Origin of the sequence: Pseudomonas sp. E6002, assembly GCF_013385565.1 — a bacterium.
Classification (GTDB): domain Bacteria; phylum Pseudomonadota; class Gammaproteobacteria; order Pseudomonadales; family Pseudomonadaceae; genus Aquipseudomonas.
This window is the reverse complement of record NZ_JACAPT010000016.1, coordinates 38,075-56,351: the sequence shown is the minus strand read 5'-3', so window position 1 is coordinate 56,351 and position 18,277 is coordinate 38,075. Positions and strand designations below refer to the sequence as shown.

Here is an 18,277-nt window from a genome sequence, read left to right as displayed (position 1 = left end):
AGGCGGCCGTTACCTAAATAATGGATATGTACCCCGAACAAAAACCTCAGAGCACCAAGCTCAAATCCAACCGCCCATCACGCACCGGCGGACACCAATAATACTCCCCAGTCAACGGCTTGCTAATGCGATACAACCCATCAACAATCCCATCCTCAAGCCCACTCATCCGCCGCAGTTGCGCTTCAAACGCATCAAACGAATGCCCAAACGCCAGGAACATCAACCCCGCCTGACCATTCTCGGCCCATGGCATCGACCGCCGCACCACAAACGCCTCAGGGGTAAAACTCTCCTGAGCCGTACGCTTGGTGTGCGCCGACTCCGGCGCATCCTCCAGCTCCTCGTTATCACCATGGCGCCGACCAATAATGTGGTCCCGCTCCAGAGCCGGCAACGCTGCAAACCCATCCAGATCATGCTGCCACTGCTGGATCGCCGCAAAACTCGCACCACCCTGCGCCACCGCCGCCTCCACCGCCGCATCATCATGCGGATTCTCAGTGCCGTCCTCATAGTCGGTCAGATCAAACCCAGTCTTGTAGCGAAACCCCTCGGTCATCTGCACCAGACCAAACCCCGGCGCCAGGGCCTTCTCGAACGCCCGGCTGCGCAACAGCAACTCACCGCGATCCACACCGTGCAACCAGACCCACAGCGCCTGCTGGGTCGACGGATTCTCCGCCCCCGGCCCGCTCACATGAGGGAACGCCCGCAACCCGTCAATCCGGGCGCCAAGGGCATTGACCAGCGGCTCACCAAAACCGACCACCGCACTGGCGTCCACCAACTGCACCAGCGCATCCAGTGCGGCAGGCACGGCATCCAGCGACTCAATGGCAAAAAACAGATGGCGTGCCTGCAACGGCACCGGTGCGGCAAGAATGCCCGGCTGGTACTGACTCATGTGAACTCCTTCAAGAAAGCCGCGCAGTTTACCCGGCGAGCTCACGGTTGTGCTCAAGGTTTTCCAAGGTTCGCGGGTTAATGCGTCTAGCCCTTGCCACACGGGCCGTTGATGGGTGAATCTCTAGTCACGTTTTGCAACCATTCCAGGGGTAGCGACATGACCACCGACAACCTGCTCGCCCAGCTGTTTCCCACTGCCGCCGAGATTCCCGAGCAATTCCGGCTCGCGGCGCCCATCGAACAACGTGATTACCTGGTCGGCGGCCAGTTGCATGTGTGGAACGGCCCTTTGGCCGAAGTACGCAGCCCGGTGCAGTTGCGCGGTGCCGACGGTGACACGCCGGTCATCATCGGCAGCACCCCGCTGCTGGACGCCGACACCGCCTTGACCGCCCTCGACGCTGCCGTGGCCGCCTACGACCGTGGCCAGGGCGCGTGGCCGACCATGCGCGTGGTGGATCGCATCCAGCATGTCGAAGCGTTTTTGCGGCGTATGCGCGAACAGCGTGATGCAGTGGTCAAGCTGCTGATGTGGGAGATTGGCAAGAACCTCAAGGACTCGCAGAAAGAGTTCGACCGCACTTGCGACTACATCACCGACACCATCAACGCCCTCAAGGAACTCGACCGCCGCTCCAGCCGCTTCGAGCTGGAACAGGACACCCTGGGGCAGATCCGCCGGGTGCCACTGGGCGTGGCGCTGTGCATGGGCCCCTACAACTACCCGCTGAACGAGACCTTCACCACGCTGATCCCGGCGCTGATCATGGGCAACACCGTGGTGTTCAAGCCGGCCAAGCTCGGCGTGCTGCTGATTCGCCCGTTGCTGGAGGCGTTCCGCGACAGCTTCCCGGCCGGCGTGATCAACGTGATCTACGGCAGCGGCCGCGAAACCGTCAGCGCGCTGATGGCCAGCGGCAAGATCGATATCTTTGCGTTTATCGGCACCAACAAGGCCGCCAGCGATTTGAAGAAACTGCACCCGAAACCGCACCGGCTACGCGCGGCGTTGGGCCTGGATGCAAAGAATCCCGGGATCGTGCTGCCGCAGGTCGACCTGGACAATGCGGTCAACGAAGCTGTCACCGGTTCGCTCTCGTTCAACGGCCAGCGTTGCACCGCGTTGAAGATCCTGTTTGTGCATGAGGACGTGGTCGACAGCTTTATCGAGAAATTCAACCGCAAGCTGGCGACCCTCAAGCCTGGCATGCCGTGGGAAGACGGTGTGTCGCTGACGCCACTGCCCGAGCAGGGCAAGGTGGATTACCTCGGCGGCCTGGTGACCGACGCACTGGCCCATGGCGCCAAGGTGGTGAACGAGAATGGCGGCGCCAGCCGTGGCTCGTTTTTCTACCCGGCGGTGCTGTACCCGGTGAACCCGCAGATGCGCGTGTACCACGAGGAGCAGTTCGGCCCGGTGGTGCCGATCGTGCCTTACCGCGACCTGGAGACGGTGATCGACTACGTGCTGGAGTCGGACTTCGGCCAGCAACTGAGTATCTTCGGCACCAGCCCGAGGGAAGTCGGGCGCCTGGTGGACGCGTTCGCCAACCAGGTGGGCCGGATCAACATCAATGCCCAGTGCCAGCGCGGGCCGGACAGTTTCCCGTTCAACGGGCGCAAGAACTCGGCCGAGGGCACGCTGTCGGTACATGATGCGTTGCGGGTGTTTTCGATCCGTACCCTGGTGGCGACCAAGTTCCAGGCGAGCAACAAGGAACTGGTCAGTGACATCCTGCAGGAACGCACGTCGAGCTTTCTGACCACTGACTATATTTTCTGAGCCCGACACCGATCTAAAAATGTGGGAGCGGGCTTGCTCGCGAAAGCGGTGGTTCAGTCGCCGGATGTATTGACTGACACGCCGCCTTCGCGAGCAAGCCCGCTCCCACATTGGAACTGAGTGAAGCCTGAACAACGAGGTTACCCTGATACCAATGAATCTCCCTCTCTTCGCCCGCCGCTTGCTGCGTCCCTTGCTGGACCCGTACCGGCGCTACCGTCACGCCAAGTTGATCCACGCGGTGCGGGTTTCCATTGGGTTGCTCGCAACGATCCTGCTCACCACCGGCATCAACCTGCCCCATGGTGAGTGGGCCTCGGTGACGATGCTGATCGTGATCGGCGGTTTGCAGCACCACGGCAATATCGGCAAGAAAGCCGTCGAGCGCGCCTACGGCACGTTGATCGGCGCCAGCGTCGGTTTGCTGCTGGTGCTGCAACAGGCGTATCTGGGGCAGCCGCTGTTGACCTATTTGCTGATGTCGGTGGTGTGCGGGTTCTTTTCCTATCACGCCATCGGCAAGGGCGGATACATCGCGTTGCTGTCGGCCATCACCGTATTTATCGTTGCGGGCCATGGCGATAATCCGATATCGGACGGGTTGTGGCGCACGGTCGACATCCTGATCGGGATCGTCCTGGCCCTGGCGTTTTCCTTCGCCCTGCCGCTGTATGCGGTGTATTCCTGGCGCTACAACCTGGCCAGTGCCTTGCGCGATTGCGCGGCGATTTATAGCCGGATCATCAGCGGCCAATCGGTCACCGATGATGAACACCTCAAGCTGCTGAATCGCCTGAACGCCGCGATGCTGCAACTACGCTCGCTGATGCCATCGGTCTCCAAGGAAGTGCGGATTTCCATGACCGAGCTGGACACCCTGCAGCGGCATTTGCGGATGTGCATCAGCACCCTGGAGATCCTCGGCAACACCCGCCCCGACCCACGGGACAAGGAAGCCCTGGCGCGCATGCAGGTGGCGTTGAAAGCCGAGCACCGGCAGATTCGGGTGCAGTTGATCGGGATGGCGCGGGCGTTGCAATCCGGGGCCACCGACCGGCTGGAACGTCCGAGCACCACGCCGACCCACGAACAGACCTTTGAAGTGCCGGTGGTCAACGCGTTGGACGGTTACCGGTTATTGACCCTGCAACTGGCAGCCAATATTGACGCCATGCGCCAGCGCCTGGCCAAGAGCGCCAGCCACTGGAAAATCTGATCAGCCCCGGTGCAGCGCCTGTATCAACAGCTGCTGCAACGCCTGTAACCGAGGCGCGGGGCTGTCCTCGGCAAAGCGCAACACGTTCGCCACTTCGGGCAGCGGCATCCGCTGGTCGAAGGGGCGATACACTTCCACGCGCTTGTCGAGATGGTCACTGCTGAGCAGGCCGATGCCCAACCCGGCGGCGATGGCCGATACCACACCCTCCACCGACCCACATTCCACCACCACCTGCCAGCGAATGCCCAAGGCGCTCAGGCGTTCCTGGGCCAGTTGCCGGTAAAAACAGCCGGGCCCGAAGGTGATCAGCCGCACGCATTCGTCAGGCGCAGGCTGCCAGCCTGGCCGGGCGCACCAGTGCACCTGTTCGGTCCACAGCAATTGGTCCCGCGCTTCGATACGCGGGATGAAATCCTGGTGCAGCGCCAGGTCCAGCTCACGGTCCACCAGGGCCTGGCGAAGCACGTGGCTCTGCTCCACCACAATTCGCACATCCAGTTGGCGGTGTTGCCGGGAAAACTGGCCGAGCAAGTTCGACAACTCGGCCATCGGCACCTGTTCGGTGGCGCCCAGGCGGATGGAACCTTGTAACTGCACCGGATTGAAATGCGTCAGCGCCGCGTCGTGGGCGCCTGCGCAACGACATCCGTGGGGCCGTGCTGCAGGTGGTGGAAAACGCCGGGCACTTTCTGATGGAGGATGCGCCGGAACGGGTGAGTGAGTACCTTGTAGACTTTATCGGCCAGGTTCACAGTAAACGCTGACTGCCATTTGTCGGGATTACACAAGCCAATAGACTTCACACTTTCTCTTACATATTTTTCACGTTTTATTCACATCCAGAGACGTAGGGTAAAGCCTCATCCGTTACAAACGTTGTAGTTAAAAACCCGCCGCCCCAGCGGGTTTTTTTTGCCCGGGATTTGAGTGGCCACACGGTTTCTGGAGAGAGGAGTCGAAGCAAACCGGCTCATTGCGAGCCGGTCTTGATGGGTCAACGAGCCACCTTGTTGACAGGCGACGCCGCTTGCTCACGTATCGCGCGCTGGGTATCGAGCACCCGCGCCAGGGCCGTTTCGGCTTCAGGACTTTGCTGCGGCACACGAATCGCCGCCGACACCAGGGTAATCAGCTTGGCCATGACCTCGGCATCCGTGGCCGGGCGTCCCAGGCTCATGGAGTTCATCAGCAAGCGCAACTCGGTACCGGCCATCACCCCGGAGATCGCCTTGAGGGCAAATTGCAGGCGTACCCCCAGCTCGTTGCGCGGCAAGTCCGGAAGCGCCAGTGCGAAGGCTTCGAAGAAGCGCTGGAACACCGGCTGGTAATGCACCTTGAGGTATTCCTGGATAAACGGCGACGTGTCGCTGTACACCCGCCCCAGGAACCGGATGAATGAACGCCCTTCCCCGCTGGCCGGGTCGCTGCGTTCCAGGCCCATGGCCGGGGCGAACAGCACCCCGAGCAAGGTGTCGCAATCCAGCGGGCCGTCGGATTCGGCTTCGCACCGGGCGAGCAACTCCAGGCGCTGCTCGTTGAGCGGCTCCAGGCGCTGCATCAGCAGGGTTTTCATCAGGGAGTCCTTGTCCCCGAAGTGGTAATTCACCGCAGCGAGATTGACCTGGGCCCTCTCGGTTATCTGCCGCAACAAAACAGCGTCATAGCCGTATTTGATGAAAAGAGCCTCTGTCGCATCCAGCAATCGGGTCTTGGTAACGTTTGGAGCGCTGAGTTTCTTCGCGACCATAGGGATTGGGGTTCCACTGCGGAAATATTGTTTTAAAAATTAATTTGATTTTTTATACCGGGGCCGCTGCCTGAAAGCAAGTAGTGACACAGCGCCATACTATTCAAAGCCAACAGCAACGGGCTCATTGAGGGTAGCTGATGGATTTTTGCAGTGCCGGAAACGTCCCTTTGAAGAATCGTTTCAAAGGGTAAAACCGCTCTATATCCATGGCTGGCGGAACGGCTGGATCGCGGTTAGTATTCAAACAATATTTTAAAAACAAGAAATAAAACCAGTCCGTGACGTGTACCAGGCAGCTCCTGAACTTGTTACAAGGATTTTCGGGGGAAGCACGGCGCTGTCGAGGCTGCAGGCGTAGTCATGATGACAGATACCCCCGCGCACCCAGGCTTTATCTCCTTGCAAGGCATCGGCAAAAGCTATCAGCTGGCCGGTCAACACCTGTCGATTCTCAATGATGTATGCCTGGCCATCGAAACCGGTGACAGCTGCGGCATCCTCGGCGCCTCCGGCTCCGGCAAAAGTACCCTGCTCAATATTCTCGGCCTGCTGGATTTGCCCGACTGCGGCCAGTACCGCTTTGCCGGCCATGACATCTTCAGCGCCAGCCCCGATCAACTGGCGGCGATCCGCAATCAGCAGATCGGTTTCGTCTTCCAGAGTTTCAACCTGCTGCCACGCCTCAGTGCCCTGGACAACGTCGCCCTGCCCCTGAGCTACCGCGGCGTGTCACGCCACGACTCGGTGGAACAGGCCCTGCGCATGCTCGACCAGGTGGGCCTGGCCGAGCGCGCCCACCATCGCCCGGCCGACCTTTCCGGCGGCCAGCGCCAACGGGTCGCCATCGCCCGGGCATTGGTCGGCAACCCGTCGGTGATCCTCGCCGACGAACCCACCGGCAACCTCGACAGCACCACCGCCCAGGAGATCATGGACCTGTTGCTGGCGCTCAACCGCGAGCAGCAGGTGACGCTGATCATCGTCACCCACGACCCGCACATTGCCGAACGCCTGAATCGCAAGATCCTGGTGCGCAATGGCGTGGTGCAAGAGGCCGGGCGCCTATGAGCCTGCGGGTCGAACAAAGCCTGAGCCAGCTGCTGTACGAGGCGTTTGTCAGCCTGCGCACCCTGGGCAAGCGCTCGATCCTGGCCTTGCTGGGCATCGTCATCGGCAGTTCCTCGGTGGTGGCGCTGATCAATATCGGGCACAACGCCGCCGAAGACGCGGCGATGATTTTCAAGGACATGGGCACCGACACCCTGGTGGCGCAATTCCCGCCCAGGGGTGCCAGCACTGCGCAAATGCCCGCCAGCCTGGACCTGGAAGCCGTGCGCCGCAGCGTTCCAGGCATTGCCCATATCGGTGCGGTCTCGCTGTTCAGCGGGCCAGTGGTGTTCCATGGCCGTACCTGGAACGCAAGCCTCGTCGGCAGTACGCCGGACCTCAAGGATGCCATGCGCCTGTCGGTGCGCGACGGGCGCTTCCTGTCGAGTTTCGATGCTGGGGAAACCTATGCGGTCGTCGGTGACCAGGTCGTCCAGGCCTTGAGCGTGCCCGGCGACCCGCTGCAACTGGGCGACCGGGTACGTATCAACGATTACCTGTTCCTGATCGTGGGCATTCTGCACAGCCAGCCCCGGGCAATGCTGATTCCCGTACAGGCCAACGAATCGCTGTTCGTCCCCGCCCCGGGCATGCGCCGGATCTACGCCAGCCCGCAAATCGGCAACGTGATCATCCGTGCCACCCCCGGCCAGGATATGGAACGCCTCGCCCAGGACTCAGCCGTGGCACTGCGAGCCCAGCTCTCCGACCACGATGTCGACATTCAGGTGCCCCAGCAAATGATCGATGGCATGACCCGCCAAAGCCGGACCTTCGCCTACCTGCTGCTGGCCCTGGGCGCGATCTCCCTGGTGGGCGGCGGCGTCGGCGTGATGAACGTGATGCTGATGAACGTCTCGGAGCGGCGCCGGGAAATCGGGATTCGCATGGCCCTCGGGGCGCGCCAGCGCGACATTCGCAACCTGTTCCTGCTGGAAGCCGTGACCCTGACCGCCGTGGGTGCGGTATGCGGCGCGGTACTGGGCATGACCGCCGCGTACCTGTATGCCAGGCTGTCCGGCTGGCAGTTTTCCCTGGCGGTGGCCGCGCTGCCGCTCGGGGTCGGCAGCACGTTGCTGGTGGGGCTGTTTTTCGGGATCTATCCGGCGGTGTCGGCCTCGCGGCTGCAGCCGGTGGAGGCCCTGCGCGATGAATAAACGCCTGCTGTTGTTGACCACCTTGGTAAGCCTGCACAGCGTGGCCGCCGACGTGGTGATTCGCCCCTCCGCGCCCAGTACCACCCGCAGTGGCTATGAACGCAGCGTGTCGCTGAATGCCCAGTCCACCACCCTGACCCTGGGGGATGCGGTGTACCTGGGCCTGCGCAACAACCCGGCGATTCGCAGCGCGTACCTGCAACGGGTGGCGCAGAAATTCGACCTGCGGGTAGCTGAAGACACGTTCAACCCCAAGCTGACCCTGAACAGCTACTACCGCACGACTAAAGGCACTGAAGACAGCTCCCGCAACGCTAACCTCGCGCCCAATGCCACCTTGCTCGGTGAGTACGGCACGCGCCTGAGCATGAACTGGACCCAACAACTGAACAACGCCGATCGCGCCGGACGCTACCGCAGCGACGGCCTCGACCTGTCGCTGATCCAACCGCTGATGCGCGGTGCCGGCTGGGACGCCACCACCGCCCCGCTGCGCCTGTCACGCCTGTCGGAACAGGCCAACCGCCTGAACCTCAAGGCCAACGTGGCGCAGACCATCAGCAACATCATCGCCACCTACCGCGAGTTGCTGCGGGCCCAGGAACAACTGAGCATCGTGCAGGACGCCCTCAAGCGCTCCGGCACCTTGCTTGAAGTGAACAAGGCGCTGATCAGCGCCGGGCGTATGGCCGAGTTCGAGATTGTGCAGACCGAAGCCGATATCGCCACCCAGCAACTGGGGGTGGAAGAAGCCCAGAACCAACTGGACACCAGCCGCCTGGCCCTGCTGCGCCTGCTGGCCCTCGACCTGTCGACACCGATCCGCGCCACCGAGGCCCTTGAAGCCAAGCCCATGGACATCGACAAACGCCAGGCTTTCGTGCTGGCGCAGAACCAGCAGCCGGAATACCTCGCCACCCTGCTCGGCAGCCAGCAGGCCGACCTCAACCTGGTGATCGCCAAGGACTCCGGCCGCTGGCAAGTGGACCTGGTGGCCGGTGCCAACCAGATTCGGGCCGCCACCAATGACGATAACGGCTACAACAGCAATCGGCGCTGGGACAGCTACGCCGGCGTGCAGGTGCAGATTCCCATCGGCGACATCAGTACTCGCCAGGCCGAGGTGCACGCGCGGGTCGATGTGGAAAACCAGGAGATCATCATCGCCGACGCCCGCCAGCAACTGGAGCGCGACGTCAACGATGTGGTGCGCGACCTCGGTACCCGCTGGCGCCAGTATGAAATTTCCCAGCGGGCGGTGGAGTTGTCCAAGCGCAAGATCGAAATCGAACGGGAAAAACTCAGCGCCGGGCGCTCCACGAACTTCCAGGTATTGAGTTTCGAAACCGACCTGCGTAACGCCGAGAACTCACGGCTCAATGCGCTGATTGCCTATTTGAACGCCCAGACTCAGCTCGACCTGACCCTGGGCATGACGCTGGAAAGTTGGGAAATCGCCCTCAATGACTACTAATAAGAAGCGCCTGTTGGGCGCCGTGTTGATTGTGCTGGTGGCCGGCGTCGGCATCACGCTGCTCAGCCGTCAAAGCCCGGCCGCCAACCAGCCCGGCAACGCCGAGCAGTGGCTGGCGGTGAAGGTCGACCCGCTGGTGCATCAGATCGGCCTGGTGGGCAAGATCGAGCCTGACACCACCATCACCCTCACCGCGCCGTTCGACGGTAATGTGCAGGCCAACCTGGTGGAACAGGGCCAGCGGGTCGAGGCCGGCCAGGTGCTGCTGCGCATGGACCCGGCCACCCTCGAAGTGCAACTGCGCGACGCCCTCTCCGCCCAGCTCAAGGCCCGGCGCACGGTGCAGGAAATGCAGGACTGGGACAGTGGCCAGCAAGTCGGGCGCGCCCGCCGCACCCTGCGCACTGCCGAAATGACCGCCAGCAACACCCAGCGCAAACTGACCGAAAGCGAGAACCTGTTCAAGCGCGGCATCATCCCGCGCAACGAACTCGACGACCTGAAACAGCAGGCCACCCAGCAACAACTCGACCTGACGGCCGCCCGCGCTGAGCTGCAACAGGCAGTTGAACAAGGCCAGGGCGAATACCGGCAGATCGCCGATATGGAGCTGACCAATGCCACCGTGAAATATGACGCCCTGCATACCCTGCTCGACGGCAAGGAAGTCAAGGCCCCGTTCTCCGGCATTGTGGTGCCGGCGCCGGGCAGTAACTCATCGACCCAGGGCAGCGGGAGCACTAACGCGCCGGTGCAGGCCGGGAGCAAGGTCAACCAGGGCCAGGTGCTGTTTGGACTGGCGAACATCGAGAAACTGAAAATCGTCGCCAAGGTCTCGGAACTGGACATCAACCAGTTGCACCAGGGGCAGGCGGTGGAGGTGATGGGCGACGGGTTTGATGGGGAACGGCTGACGGGGTCGGTCAGCGTGGTCAGTGGCCTGGCGATTGCCAGCGACAGCCAGGGTAGCGCGCAGTTTCCGGTGACCCTGTCGATTCCCAAGCTGACCCCGCGACAGTTGCAGCGGGTAAGGTTGGGGATGAGTGCGCGGTTGACCATTGTGACCTACAACAATGACCAGGCGATTGTCGTACCGGTCCAGGCGATCAGTCGCGGGGACGGTGCGATGACGGTGGAATATCGGGCCGCGATGGATAAGCCGGTGGAGCGGGTGACGGTGACCACCGGGCAGTCGACGGCCCAGGGGGTTGAAGTGTTTGGGTTGAAGCCTGGGTTTGTGAAGGTCGGTCCATGAACCCGACCTGTAGGAGCTGGCTTGCCTGCGATAGCAATCTCTCAGTTGATAAAGATGCAGCTGACCCACCGCTATCGCAGGCAAGCCAGCTCCCACATTAGATTCAGAGGTGTGCCAACCTCGCGGCCAGCGCCTTGGCCTGAATCGCGACATCCGTCACTGCGGTACTTTCCCACCACATACCGCGCAACGGCGGGCCCATGGCAAACAGCCGACGGCTGACATTCCCGTGGGCATCCAGCACCGCCCCCGACACATCCGCCGCAATCCCCAACGCCAACGGCCCGGGCTGAATCAGCCCGCGCTTGAGCAACTGCCGGGGCAACGGCCGGGCCACGCGCCGCCAGTCATATTCAATCCCGCTGGAGTTGATCAGCGCTGCCCCCGACACCTGCACCACATCCTGCTCTCCACGATGACGCAGGCGGATCGTCACCTCACCTTGCGAAGGCACCAGCCCCTTGTACGAAGCCGCCCGGATCCGCAGCCGCCCTTCCCCATGCAACCGCGCCACCAACTCGGCACTCAACGGCGGCGAACGGTGGTGGTGGCTTTCCCACCAGGGCCGCACATGCCGCACGAACTGACGTTTCTCGCCCTCGCTGGCCTGGCTCCACAACCGCCCGATGTTGGCACGCACGGTGTCCAGCGGCGCTTGCCAGTCAATCCCCTGCTCCAGCGCGAGCCGGCATTGGCGCCGCACCTCCCGCAGCAATTGCCGGGGGCTGCGCAGGCTGTGGTCTTCTCCCAGGAAGTCGACCCAGGCCGGCGGCTGCCGACGGACATGGGGCAACAGGCCGTGGCGCGAAAAAATCTCGATGGGCCCGCGATGGCCGGCCTGTTCCAGGGACACCACGGCGTCCACCATGGTCAGCCCGGAACCGATGATCAGCACGGTAGATTGCGGGTCCAGTTGGGTCATGGCCGATACATCCCACGGGTCGACGGCAGCGGCATTCAAGCCGCTGGATTCGGTCTGTGGCGTGCGTGCCGCCGGGAACATGCCGGTGGCCAATACCGCACAGGCACCGCGCAGTTGCTGGCCGTCGCTCAAGGTCAGCCGTGTGGCGTGTTCATCCACCTCAAGGTCTGTCACCTCGGCGCGAATGTGCTCGACGGTCGACGCGGAAATCGCCTTGGCCTCGGCCAGCCGCTGCTGCGCGTACAGGCCAAAAATCCCGCGGGGCGGAAACAGTTCGCTGATGGGCACGTGCTGCTGGTCCGACTCGGGCCAGCCGCCGCCGGCGATGTAGGCGGTCAGCCACTGGGTCAGGTCATCGGCGTTGTCCGGGTCGACGCTCATGCGCGCGGCGTTGCCGTTCAAGGTGTGCCCAAGCTCTACCGCACTGTAGGCCTCGCCGCGCCCCAGTTCCTGGCGCGGCTCGATCACCAGGATCTGCCGCGTGCCCGGCAGGCGCAGCAACTGCACCGCCAGCATCGTCCCGCTCAGGCCGCCGCCGACAATCAGCACATCGGCGTTGCGAATGGCGCTCGTCGCCTGTCCGCGTTCGGTTTCACTCATGAAATTGCGCCCTTACTGTCTGCCTGAATGGTTGTGGTAAAAATCGCCCCGTGCAGTATCCAGCACATTCACCCGGGACGCCTAGTTCAGCCCGACTGCGGGAAGCCCAGGCTCTGGCCGCTAATCAGCCATTGCTCCAGCACCGTCGCCAGGCCGCCTTGCCAATGGGTGCTTTCCCCGCTCCACAATTCGGTCTTGCCCGAAGGCTGCCACCAGCGACAGAGCCGTTGTGAGGTGTCCACAGGGTCGATCCGTCGCACCATCGCCAACGTCTGGAACCCAGGGACATACGCGTGGGTAGGCCGGATGCGCCACACTTGTTGCTGCAGGGCAGCGGGCTCGAGGTCATCCGCCAGGGTCAGGATCTGGCCACCGATCACCTGGGCGGCCAGGGCCAGCAGCAATAGGCCGGGTTCGAAGGCACCGCTGAGGGCCAGCCGCGACTGCTCGGTAAAGCCCTGCTGACGCAAGCCATCAGCCAGGCGCTCGACATCCCGCAACGCATCAATCCAGCGCCAGGCATACCACTGGCCGTCACGCTTGTGGCGCAGGGCGCTGTGCAACGGGGTCACCTGTGCCCAATGGCGCAACTGCGCCAACGCCTCGGGCAACACCGTAACCCGTTCGGCGGGCCATTCCACATCCAGCGCAAGTTCAAGTTCATGCACGCTCATAGGGTGATGCTCCTATTGGTGAAACAAGCATGCGGTGGTCCGCTGGCCGGATTTATGTGGGCGGCGGTGGGACGGCTCGACTCGCTCGCGAAAACGGTGCTTCAGGCAACATCAATGCTGAATGTCAGTCCGCATTCGCGAGCAAGCCCGCTCCCACATTTGTTTTATGTACACCCGACAAATCACGATAGCTGGCCCCCGGATGGTTGTCCGCCAACCGCGCGCCGTCCCCAAACAATTTCTCCCGCAGGGTGCCCTGGGCATATTCGGTCTTGTACACGCCGCGCTTCTGCAACTCCGGCACCAGTAACTCGACCGCGTCGATAAAGGTCTCGTGGGTCAGTGCATAGGCCAGGTTGAAGCCGTCCACATCGGTCTCTTCAACCCATTCCTGCAACAGATCGGCCACGGTTTCCGGGCCGCCGACGAACAACGGGCCGAAGCCGCCGATGCCGACCCAGTCTGCCAGTTCATTCGGGGTCCAGACCTTGTTCGGGTCGGCAGTGGAGAAGGCTTCCACCGCCGATTGAATGGCGTTGGTATGCACATGCTTGAGGGGTTCATCGGGCTTGAACTGGCTGAAGTCGATGCCGGTCCAGCCGGAGATCAGGGCCATCGCGCCTTCGTAGCTGACGTAGGATTTGTATTCGTCGAATTTGGCCTTGGCCTTGGCATCGGTCTCGCCAACGATCACCGTCTGCAGGTTGAAGATCAGGATTTTCTTCGGATCACGGCCTGCCTCAGCCGCACGCCGACGGATGTCAGCGACGGTTTTCTTCAGCAGCACTTTCGACGGCGCGGCGACGAACACGCATTCGGCCTGTTCGGCGGCGAACTGTTTGCCACGGCTCGACGCCCCGGCCTGGTACAGCACCGGCGTGCGTTGTGGCGACGGTTCGCACAGGTGAATGCCGGGCACCTGGAAGTGTTTGCCGACGTGGCGGATCTCGTGGATCTTGCTCGGGTCGCTGAAGATCCGCCGTTCGCGGTCGCGTAACACCGCGCCCTCTTCCCAGCTGCCTTCCCAGAGCTTGTAGCAAACCTCCAGGTATTCCTCGGCGTAGTCGTAGCGCGCATCGTGTTCGGTCTGGGCTTTCTGGCCGAGGTTCTTCGCGCCGCTTTCCAGGTACGAGGTGACGATGTTCCAGCCGACGCGGCCCTTGGTCAGGTGGTCGAGGGTGGAAAGGCGCCGGGCGAACGGGTACGGGTGTTCGAATGACAGTGAAGCGGTGAGGCCAAAACCCAGGTGTTCGGTGACCAGCGCCATGGGTGCGATCAGCGACAGCGGGTCGTTGACCGGCACCTGGGTCGCCTGGCGAATCGCTGCGTCACCGTTGCCGTTATAGACGTCGTAGATGCCCAGCACGTCGGCGATGAACAGGCCGTCGAACTTGCCGCGCTCAAGAATTTTTGCCAGGTCGGTCCAGTATTCCAGGTCCTTGTACTGCCATGAGCGGTCACGCGGGTGGGCCCACAGGCCCGGCGACTGGTGGCCGACACAGTTCATGTCGAAAGCATTCAAACGGATTTCACGAGGCATTAAACGTTACTCCGGGGGGCGACACCGTTGAGGTGGTAGTTGCCGACAATCTGGTATTTCCAGCGCAGGGGATCATCAAGGGTCGGCGGCAGCGCAGTACGCTGGCCGGTGAGTTCGAATTCGGCGTTGCTGACAGCGATGAGGGCCTCGGCAGCCGCTATCTGGGCTTCTGTGAGGGCCACCGGGCCTGGGTGGGTTTCGGCACGCTCAAACAAAGCAGCCGCTACCTCCACGCGAATCTGCAAATCGCCAAAGCGGCTGATCACGTAGGGGTCATCACTTTTCTCGACAAAGCGCCGGGTGCTTTCCAGCAGTTGGCGCGCCTGATTCAGTGCGGTCATGGATGCAACTCCTCAGTTCCAGGCATGGCGTGCGGGCTTGACGCCGTTGAGCACGAAGTTGCCGATCAGGTGGTATTTCCAGCGGGCCGGGTCGTGCAGGGTGTGGGTACGCGCGTTGCGCCAGAAGCGGTCGAGGTTGTGCTTGCCGGACACCGAGCGGGTGCCGGCCAGTTCGAAGAGTTTGCTGCTGGCGAGCAAGGCGGTTTCCGCCGACAGCACTTTGGCCTGGGCGACGACCAACGAGGCATTGGCCACGGTGTCTTCGTTGGGGTTGGCCAGGGCCTGGTCGACGGCAATGCCGGCCTTGGCGAGGATCGCTTCGGTGCCGTGGACCCGCCATTCCAGGTCGCCGATGGCGGCGATGGTGAACGGGTCTTGCCAGCCGTGATCCTGCTGGCTGTCGATCCAGGGCCGGGCCTGGCGTGCATGAATCTTGGCTTGTTCCAGGGCCCCGAGGGCGATGCCGGTGTCGACGGCCGCCTGGATGATCTGCGAAATCGGGCCGTTGGCGGTGGGTTGGTCGAAGGCCTGGTGGGCGGGGATCACCGCACTCAGCGGCACCTTCACACCGTCGAGGGTCACGCCGCCGCTGGCGGTGGTGCGCTGGCCGAAGCCGTCCCAGCTGTCGATCACTTGCAGGCCCGGCGCGTCCCGTTCGACAAAGGCGATGAACGCCTGGTCTTTTTCGTTGACGCCCACCGTCGGCACGATATGGGCGAACAGTGCGCCGGTGCAGTAGAACTTCTCGCCGTTGATGTACGCACTGTCGCCGTCAAAGCGCACTTGTGTGTCAAACGTGCCGGCGTTCTTGCTCTTGGCTTCGGAGAAGGCATTGCCGAACCGATAGCCCAGCAGGACCTTGGCGAAGTAGTGCTGCTTTTGCTCCTCGCTGGCGGTTTGCAGGAGGATGTCGACGACGCCCAGGTGGTTCTGCGGAATCTGCCCCAGGGACGGGTCGGCGGCGGAGATCAGCTTGATCACCTCGGCCACCGTCACATAGGACACTCCCGCGCCGCCGTAGGCCTTGGGAATGGTGATGCCCCACAGGCCACTGGCAGAGAATTCGTCCAGCTCGGCCACCGGCAGGCGTCGCTCGCGGTCGCGCACGCCGGCGTCCACGGCAAAACGCTTGGCCAACTCGGTAGCAACCGCAATGGCCTCGGCGTCCGAACGGATGATGTGGGCAGGTTGTAGGGGTTGGGCTGACATGGGCCGACTCCAGGCTCCAGAGAGATACTGGAGTGATTGCAGGAGTCGTGCCCGAATGCAATGTGCAACGAAATCAGCGGGTTGCCGGTATATCAGGGAAATCGTTGGCGGGTCAAAACAGCAAAGTGTCCAACCACTGTTGCGCTGCCAACAGTTGATCATCCGGGAGCAAGGCCCCGTGGTGGCTTTCAATACCGGCGACACTGACTTCGGTATTGAAAGCCAACTCGCTACCACTCAGGCGTCGGCAGGACGGTCGTCCACGATATAAAAACTATGGTCAGAAAGGCGCTCGTCATGTCCATCTTGACGCACGCTATATTTTGCCTCCACCACCTCACGGCGGAAGACAATACCGTTCACAACATCTTTGTATTGGTGCTCCAGCGACTTTACCTCGATGTGACCAAACAGCAAGCCGTTCCCCCTGACCGTCCACCTGATTGTTTGCCCAATGGCCAGGCCCGGGTACGCGGGAATAATGATCGAGGCTTGCCCACCCTGCATCTCGGGATAATTCACATGGTTCCCGTGAGAGGGATTAATGCGTGGACGGGGAAGCAAGTCACTACTCTTGATGTGCTTTGAGTCTTGCGCTGTCATCAGTGTGCTCTCCATTTAGTGAAGCCAACTGCCCCTTCCGCCCGCGCTCCGATTGAGCCAGTTCTCTGAGCAGTAACTCCCACACTAGATTCAATCCAACGCTGATGTAAGCTGTGAAATCTGACAGTTGACAACACTCAAAGCCAAGAGTCTTAAATCACCACGTTGCGCACAAACCGCACCGCCACGTCGCCGTCATTGCGATAGGCATGAAGGTAGCGGCTGGCGAACATCAGGAACTCACCGGTGGCGACGTTTTTTTCCTCATCCCCCAGCACCAGCGTCAGGGTGCCTTCGAACACAAACAACTGCACGCTCCAACCCTCGGGGTCCGGTTCAGGCATGTAGCGATCGCCGGGCTCCAGGCGCATCTCCCATAGTTCCACCTCGCGACGCGCGGTGGCCTTGGCCAGCAGCACGGCTTTGCTGCCGGGGATGTCACCGGCCCAGGCCAGTTCGTTGATACGGCTGTGATCAGCGGCATCCGGGGCCTGGATCAAGTCGCTGAAGGCCACGTCCAGGGCTTCGGCCACCCGGTCGAGGGTCGACAGGCTGACGTTTTTCTCCCCCGCCTCGATTGCCACCAGCATGCGCCGGCTGACGCCGGATTTTTCGGACAGCGCCGTCTGGCTCAACTCAGCCGCATGGCGCAGGCGCCGAACGTTCTGGCTGACGTGTTGCAGGACCGAGGCCCGTTGCGGATTTTCTTTGTGCACTATATTGCTCACAGGGTGGGGTTGCGCAGTATACTGCCCAGCTTGCGGCGCATTGTGCGGTCCGCGCCCTTCCTGTGCAAGACCGAGCCGCCATGACCACCTCCCCGTTGTTTTCCCGTTTCAGCAAAGCCGAATGTGTATTGGTGGTGATCACCATGTTTTGGGGCGGCACCTTTTTGCTGGTGCAGCACGCCATGGCGGTCAGCGGCCCGATGTTTTTCGTCGGCCTGCGTTTTGCTGCAGCGGCGCTCATCGTCGGGGCGTTCTCATTCCGCAGCCTGCGGAACCTGACGCTGTTTGAATTGAAGGCTGGCTGCTTTATCGGTGTGGCGATCATGTTCGGCTACGGTTTGCAGACCATTGGCTTGCAGACGATCCTGAGCAGCCAGTCGGCATTTATTACTGCGCTGTATGTGCCATTCGTGCCGCTGCTGCAATGGCTGGTACTGGGACGGCGGCCGGGGTTGATGCCGAGCATCGGCATCATGCTCGCGTTTACCGGGCTGATGCTGCTGACCGGCCCGGCCGGGGCATCATTGAATTTCAGCCCCGGTGAAATCGCCACGTTGATCGGTGCGGTAGCAATTGCCGCCGAGATCATCCTGATCAGCGCCTTTGCCGGGCAGGTGGATGTACGCCGGGTAACGGTGGTGCAACTGGCCACGGCGTCGGTGCTGTCGTTCCTGATGGTGGTGCCGATGGGCGAGGCGCTGCCGGGGTTTTCCTGGTTGCTGCTGTTCAGCGCGGTGGGCCTGGGGCTGACCAGCGCGGTGATTCAGGTGGCGATGAACTGGGCGCAGAAAAGCGTCTCGCCGACTCGCGCCACGCTGATTTATGCCGGGGAGCCGGTGTGGGCCGGCGTAGTCGGGCGGATTGCCGGGGAGCGCTTCCCGCCGATTGCCATGGTGGGCGCGGCGTTGATCGTGGCGGCGGTGATTGTCAGTGAGATGAAAACCCGCCGGCAGCGGCTCGCCGAGCCCCAGGCCGAACTGGAACATGAAAAACAGGGTTGAACGGC

Annotated in this window: 17 protein-coding genes; 7 read left to right on the top strand and 10 right to left on the bottom strand. The window is 62.2% G+C overall.

Annotated features, from left to right (window positions below):
• Positions 1-46: 46 nt before the first annotated feature.
• Positions 47-907 carry a Dyp-type peroxidase gene (locus tag HX815_RS14480; RefSeq protein WP_177028460.1) on the bottom strand — a complete coding sequence of 287 codons (861 nt, stop codon included), beginning with the start codon at positions 905-907 and terminating at the stop codon, positions 47-49.
• A gap of 159 nt (positions 908-1,066) precedes the next feature.
• Here HX815_RS14480 and HX815_RS14475 point away from each other — a divergent pair, with 159 nt between their 5' ends.
• Both HX815_RS14475 and HX815_RS14470 read left to right on the top strand, forming a co-directional pair.
• Positions 1,067-2,692 (top strand): NADP-dependent glyceraldehyde-3-phosphate dehydrogenase, encoded by a 1,626-nt coding sequence (locus HX815_RS14475; protein ID WP_008432465.1) that lies wholly within the window; start codon positions 1,067-1,069, stop codon positions 2,690-2,692.
• Between the two features lie 154 nt (positions 2,693-2,846).
• Positions 2,847-3,908 (top strand): FUSC family protein, encoded by a 1,062-nt coding sequence (locus tag HX815_RS14470; protein WP_003211716.1) that lies wholly within the window; start codon positions 2,847-2,849, stop codon positions 3,906-3,908.
• Here HX815_RS14470 and HX815_RS14465 read toward each other — a convergent pair whose 3' ends face one another.
• Together HX815_RS14465 and HX815_RS14460 are read right to left on the bottom strand one after the other, a co-directional pair.
• Positions 3,909-4,508 (bottom strand): LysR family transcriptional regulator substrate-binding protein, encoded by a 600-nt coding sequence (locus HX815_RS14465; RefSeq protein ID WP_256579503.1) that lies wholly within the window; start codon positions 4,506-4,508, stop codon positions 3,909-3,911. It abuts the gene before it with no gap.
• A 397-nt stretch (positions 4,509-4,905) separates the two neighbouring features.
• Entirely contained in the window at positions 4,906-5,658 is a 753-nt protein-coding gene (locus HX815_RS14460; protein WP_003211721.1) for a TetR/AcrR family transcriptional regulator, read from the bottom strand.
• 363 nt (positions 5,659-6,021) lie between these two features.
• On the opposite strand from HX815_RS14460, the gene HX815_RS14455 reads away from it, so the two are divergent.
• Genes HX815_RS14455 through HX815_RS14440 form a run of 4 tightly spaced genes read left to right on the top strand, consistent with a single transcriptional unit; the run spans position 6,022 to position 10,654 of the window.
• On the top strand, positions 6,022-6,729 hold the full coding sequence (locus HX815_RS14455; protein ID WP_023658970.1) for an ABC transporter ATP-binding protein: 708 nt from the start codon (positions 6,022-6,024) through the stop codon (positions 6,727-6,729).
• Entirely contained in the window at positions 6,726-7,925 is a 1,200-nt protein-coding gene (locus HX815_RS14450) for an ABC transporter permease (protein ID WP_177028459.1), read from the top strand. Before HX815_RS14455 ends, HX815_RS14450 begins: the two co-directional genes overlap by 4 nt.
• The gene (locus tag HX815_RS14445) at positions 7,918-9,399 is read left to right on the top strand and encodes a TolC family protein (RefSeq protein WP_177028458.1); all 1,482 of its coding nucleotides are present in this window, start codon (positions 7,918-7,920) and stop codon (positions 9,397-9,399) included. The genes HX815_RS14450 and HX815_RS14445 overlap by 8 nt, the downstream gene beginning before the upstream one ends.
• On the top strand, positions 9,389-10,654 hold the full coding sequence (locus HX815_RS14440; protein ID WP_177028457.1) for an efflux RND transporter periplasmic adaptor subunit: 1,266 nt from the start codon (positions 9,389-9,391) through the stop codon (positions 10,652-10,654). The genes HX815_RS14445 and HX815_RS14440 overlap by 11 nt, the downstream gene beginning before the upstream one ends.
• Before the next feature lie 103 nt (positions 10,655-10,757).
• On the opposite strand, the gene HX815_RS14435 is transcribed toward HX815_RS14440, so the two are convergent.
• The 7 genes from HX815_RS14435 to HX815_RS14405 form a co-directional block, all read right to left on the bottom strand.
• A complete protein-coding gene (locus tag HX815_RS14435) occupies positions 10,758-12,176 on the bottom strand; it encodes an FAD/NAD(P)-binding protein (protein WP_102605522.1) in 1,419 nt (472 codons plus the stop codon).
• An 86-nt stretch (positions 12,177-12,262) separates the two neighbouring features.
• Complete coding sequence (locus HX815_RS14430) at positions 12,263-12,850, bottom strand: AMP-binding protein (RefSeq protein ID WP_102605521.1); 588 nt, start codon at positions 12,848-12,850, stop codon at positions 12,263-12,265.
• 124 nt (positions 12,851-12,974) lie between these two features.
• Entirely contained in the window at positions 12,975-14,390 is a 1,416-nt protein-coding gene (locus HX815_RS14425; protein ID WP_003211735.1) for an LLM class flavin-dependent oxidoreductase, read from the bottom strand.
• Positions 14,390-14,731 (bottom strand): hypothetical protein, encoded by a 342-nt coding sequence (locus HX815_RS14420; protein WP_003211737.1) that lies wholly within the window; start codon positions 14,729-14,731, stop codon positions 14,390-14,392. Before HX815_RS14420 ends, HX815_RS14425 begins: the two co-directional genes overlap by 1 nt.
• A gap of 12 nt (positions 14,732-14,743) precedes the next feature.
• Entirely contained in the window at positions 14,744-15,940 is a 1,197-nt protein-coding gene (locus HX815_RS14415; RefSeq protein ID WP_003211739.1) for an SfnB family sulfur acquisition oxidoreductase, read from the bottom strand.
• A 237-nt stretch (positions 15,941-16,177) separates the two neighbouring features.
• Positions 16,178-16,543, bottom strand: a complete 366-nt coding sequence (locus HX815_RS14410; RefSeq protein ID WP_177028456.1) for a hypothetical protein — start codon at positions 16,541-16,543, stop codon at positions 16,178-16,180.
• 152 nt (positions 16,544-16,695) lie between these two features.
• The gene (locus HX815_RS14405; RefSeq protein ID WP_003211741.1) at positions 16,696-17,259 is read right to left on the bottom strand and encodes a helix-turn-helix domain-containing protein; all 564 of its coding nucleotides are present in this window, start codon (positions 17,257-17,259) and stop codon (positions 16,696-16,698) included.
• Positions 17,260-17,351: 92 nt separating this feature from the next.
• On the opposite strand from HX815_RS14405, the gene HX815_RS14400 reads away from it, so the two are divergent.
• A complete protein-coding gene (locus HX815_RS14400; protein WP_003211743.1) occupies positions 17,352-18,272 on the top strand; it encodes a DMT family transporter in 921 nt (306 codons plus the stop codon).
• The last annotated feature ends 5 nt before the right edge of the window (positions 18,273-18,277 follow it).

Coding starts and splice junctions, on each gene's coding strand:
- HX815_RS14480 (WP_177028460.1), bottom strand. CDS start 907: ATGAGTCAGTACCAGCCGGGCATTCTTGCCGCACCGGTGCCGTTGCAG.
- HX815_RS14475 (WP_008432465.1), top strand. CDS start 1,067: ATGACCACCGACAACCTGCTCGCCCAGCTGTTTCCCACTGCCGCCGAG.
- HX815_RS14470 (WP_003211716.1), top strand. CDS start 2,847: ATGAATCTCCCTCTCTTCGCCCGCCGCTTGCTGCGTCCCTTGCTGGAC.
- HX815_RS14460 (WP_003211721.1), bottom strand. CDS start 5,658: ATGGTCGCGAAGAAACTCAGCGCTCCAAACGTTACCAAGACCCGATTG.
- HX815_RS14455 (WP_023658970.1), top strand. CDS start 6,022: ATGATGACAGATACCCCCGCGCACCCAGGCTTTATCTCCTTGCAAGGC.
- HX815_RS14450 (WP_177028459.1), top strand. CDS start 6,726: ATGAGCCTGCGGGTCGAACAAAGCCTGAGCCAGCTGCTGTACGAGGCG.
- HX815_RS14445 (WP_177028458.1), top strand. CDS start 7,918: ATGAATAAACGCCTGCTGTTGTTGACCACCTTGGTAAGCCTGCACAGC.
- HX815_RS14440 (WP_177028457.1), top strand. CDS start 9,389: ATGACTACTAATAAGAAGCGCCTGTTGGGCGCCGTGTTGATTGTGCTG.
- HX815_RS14435 (WP_102605522.1), bottom strand. CDS start 12,176: ATGAGTGAAACCGAACGCGGACAGGCGACGAGCGCCATTCGCAACGCC.
- HX815_RS14430 (WP_102605521.1), bottom strand. CDS start 12,850: ATGAGCGTGCATGAACTTGAACTTGCGCTGGATGTGGAATGGCCCGCC.
- HX815_RS14425 (WP_003211735.1), bottom strand. CDS start 14,390: ATGCCTCGTGAAATCCGTTTGAATGCTTTCGACATGAACTGTGTCGGC.
- HX815_RS14420 (WP_003211737.1), bottom strand. CDS start 14,731: ATGACCGCACTGAATCAGGCGCGCCAACTGCTGGAAAGCACCCGGCGC.
- HX815_RS14415 (WP_003211739.1), bottom strand. CDS start 15,940: ATGTCAGCCCAACCCCTACAACCTGCCCACATCATCCGTTCGGACGCC.
- HX815_RS14410 (WP_177028456.1), bottom strand. CDS start 16,543: ATGACAGCGCAAGACTCAAAGCACATCAAGAGTAGTGACTTGCTTCCC.
- HX815_RS14400 (WP_003211743.1), top strand. CDS start 17,352: ATGACCACCTCCCCGTTGTTTTCCCGTTTCAGCAAAGCCGAATGTGTA.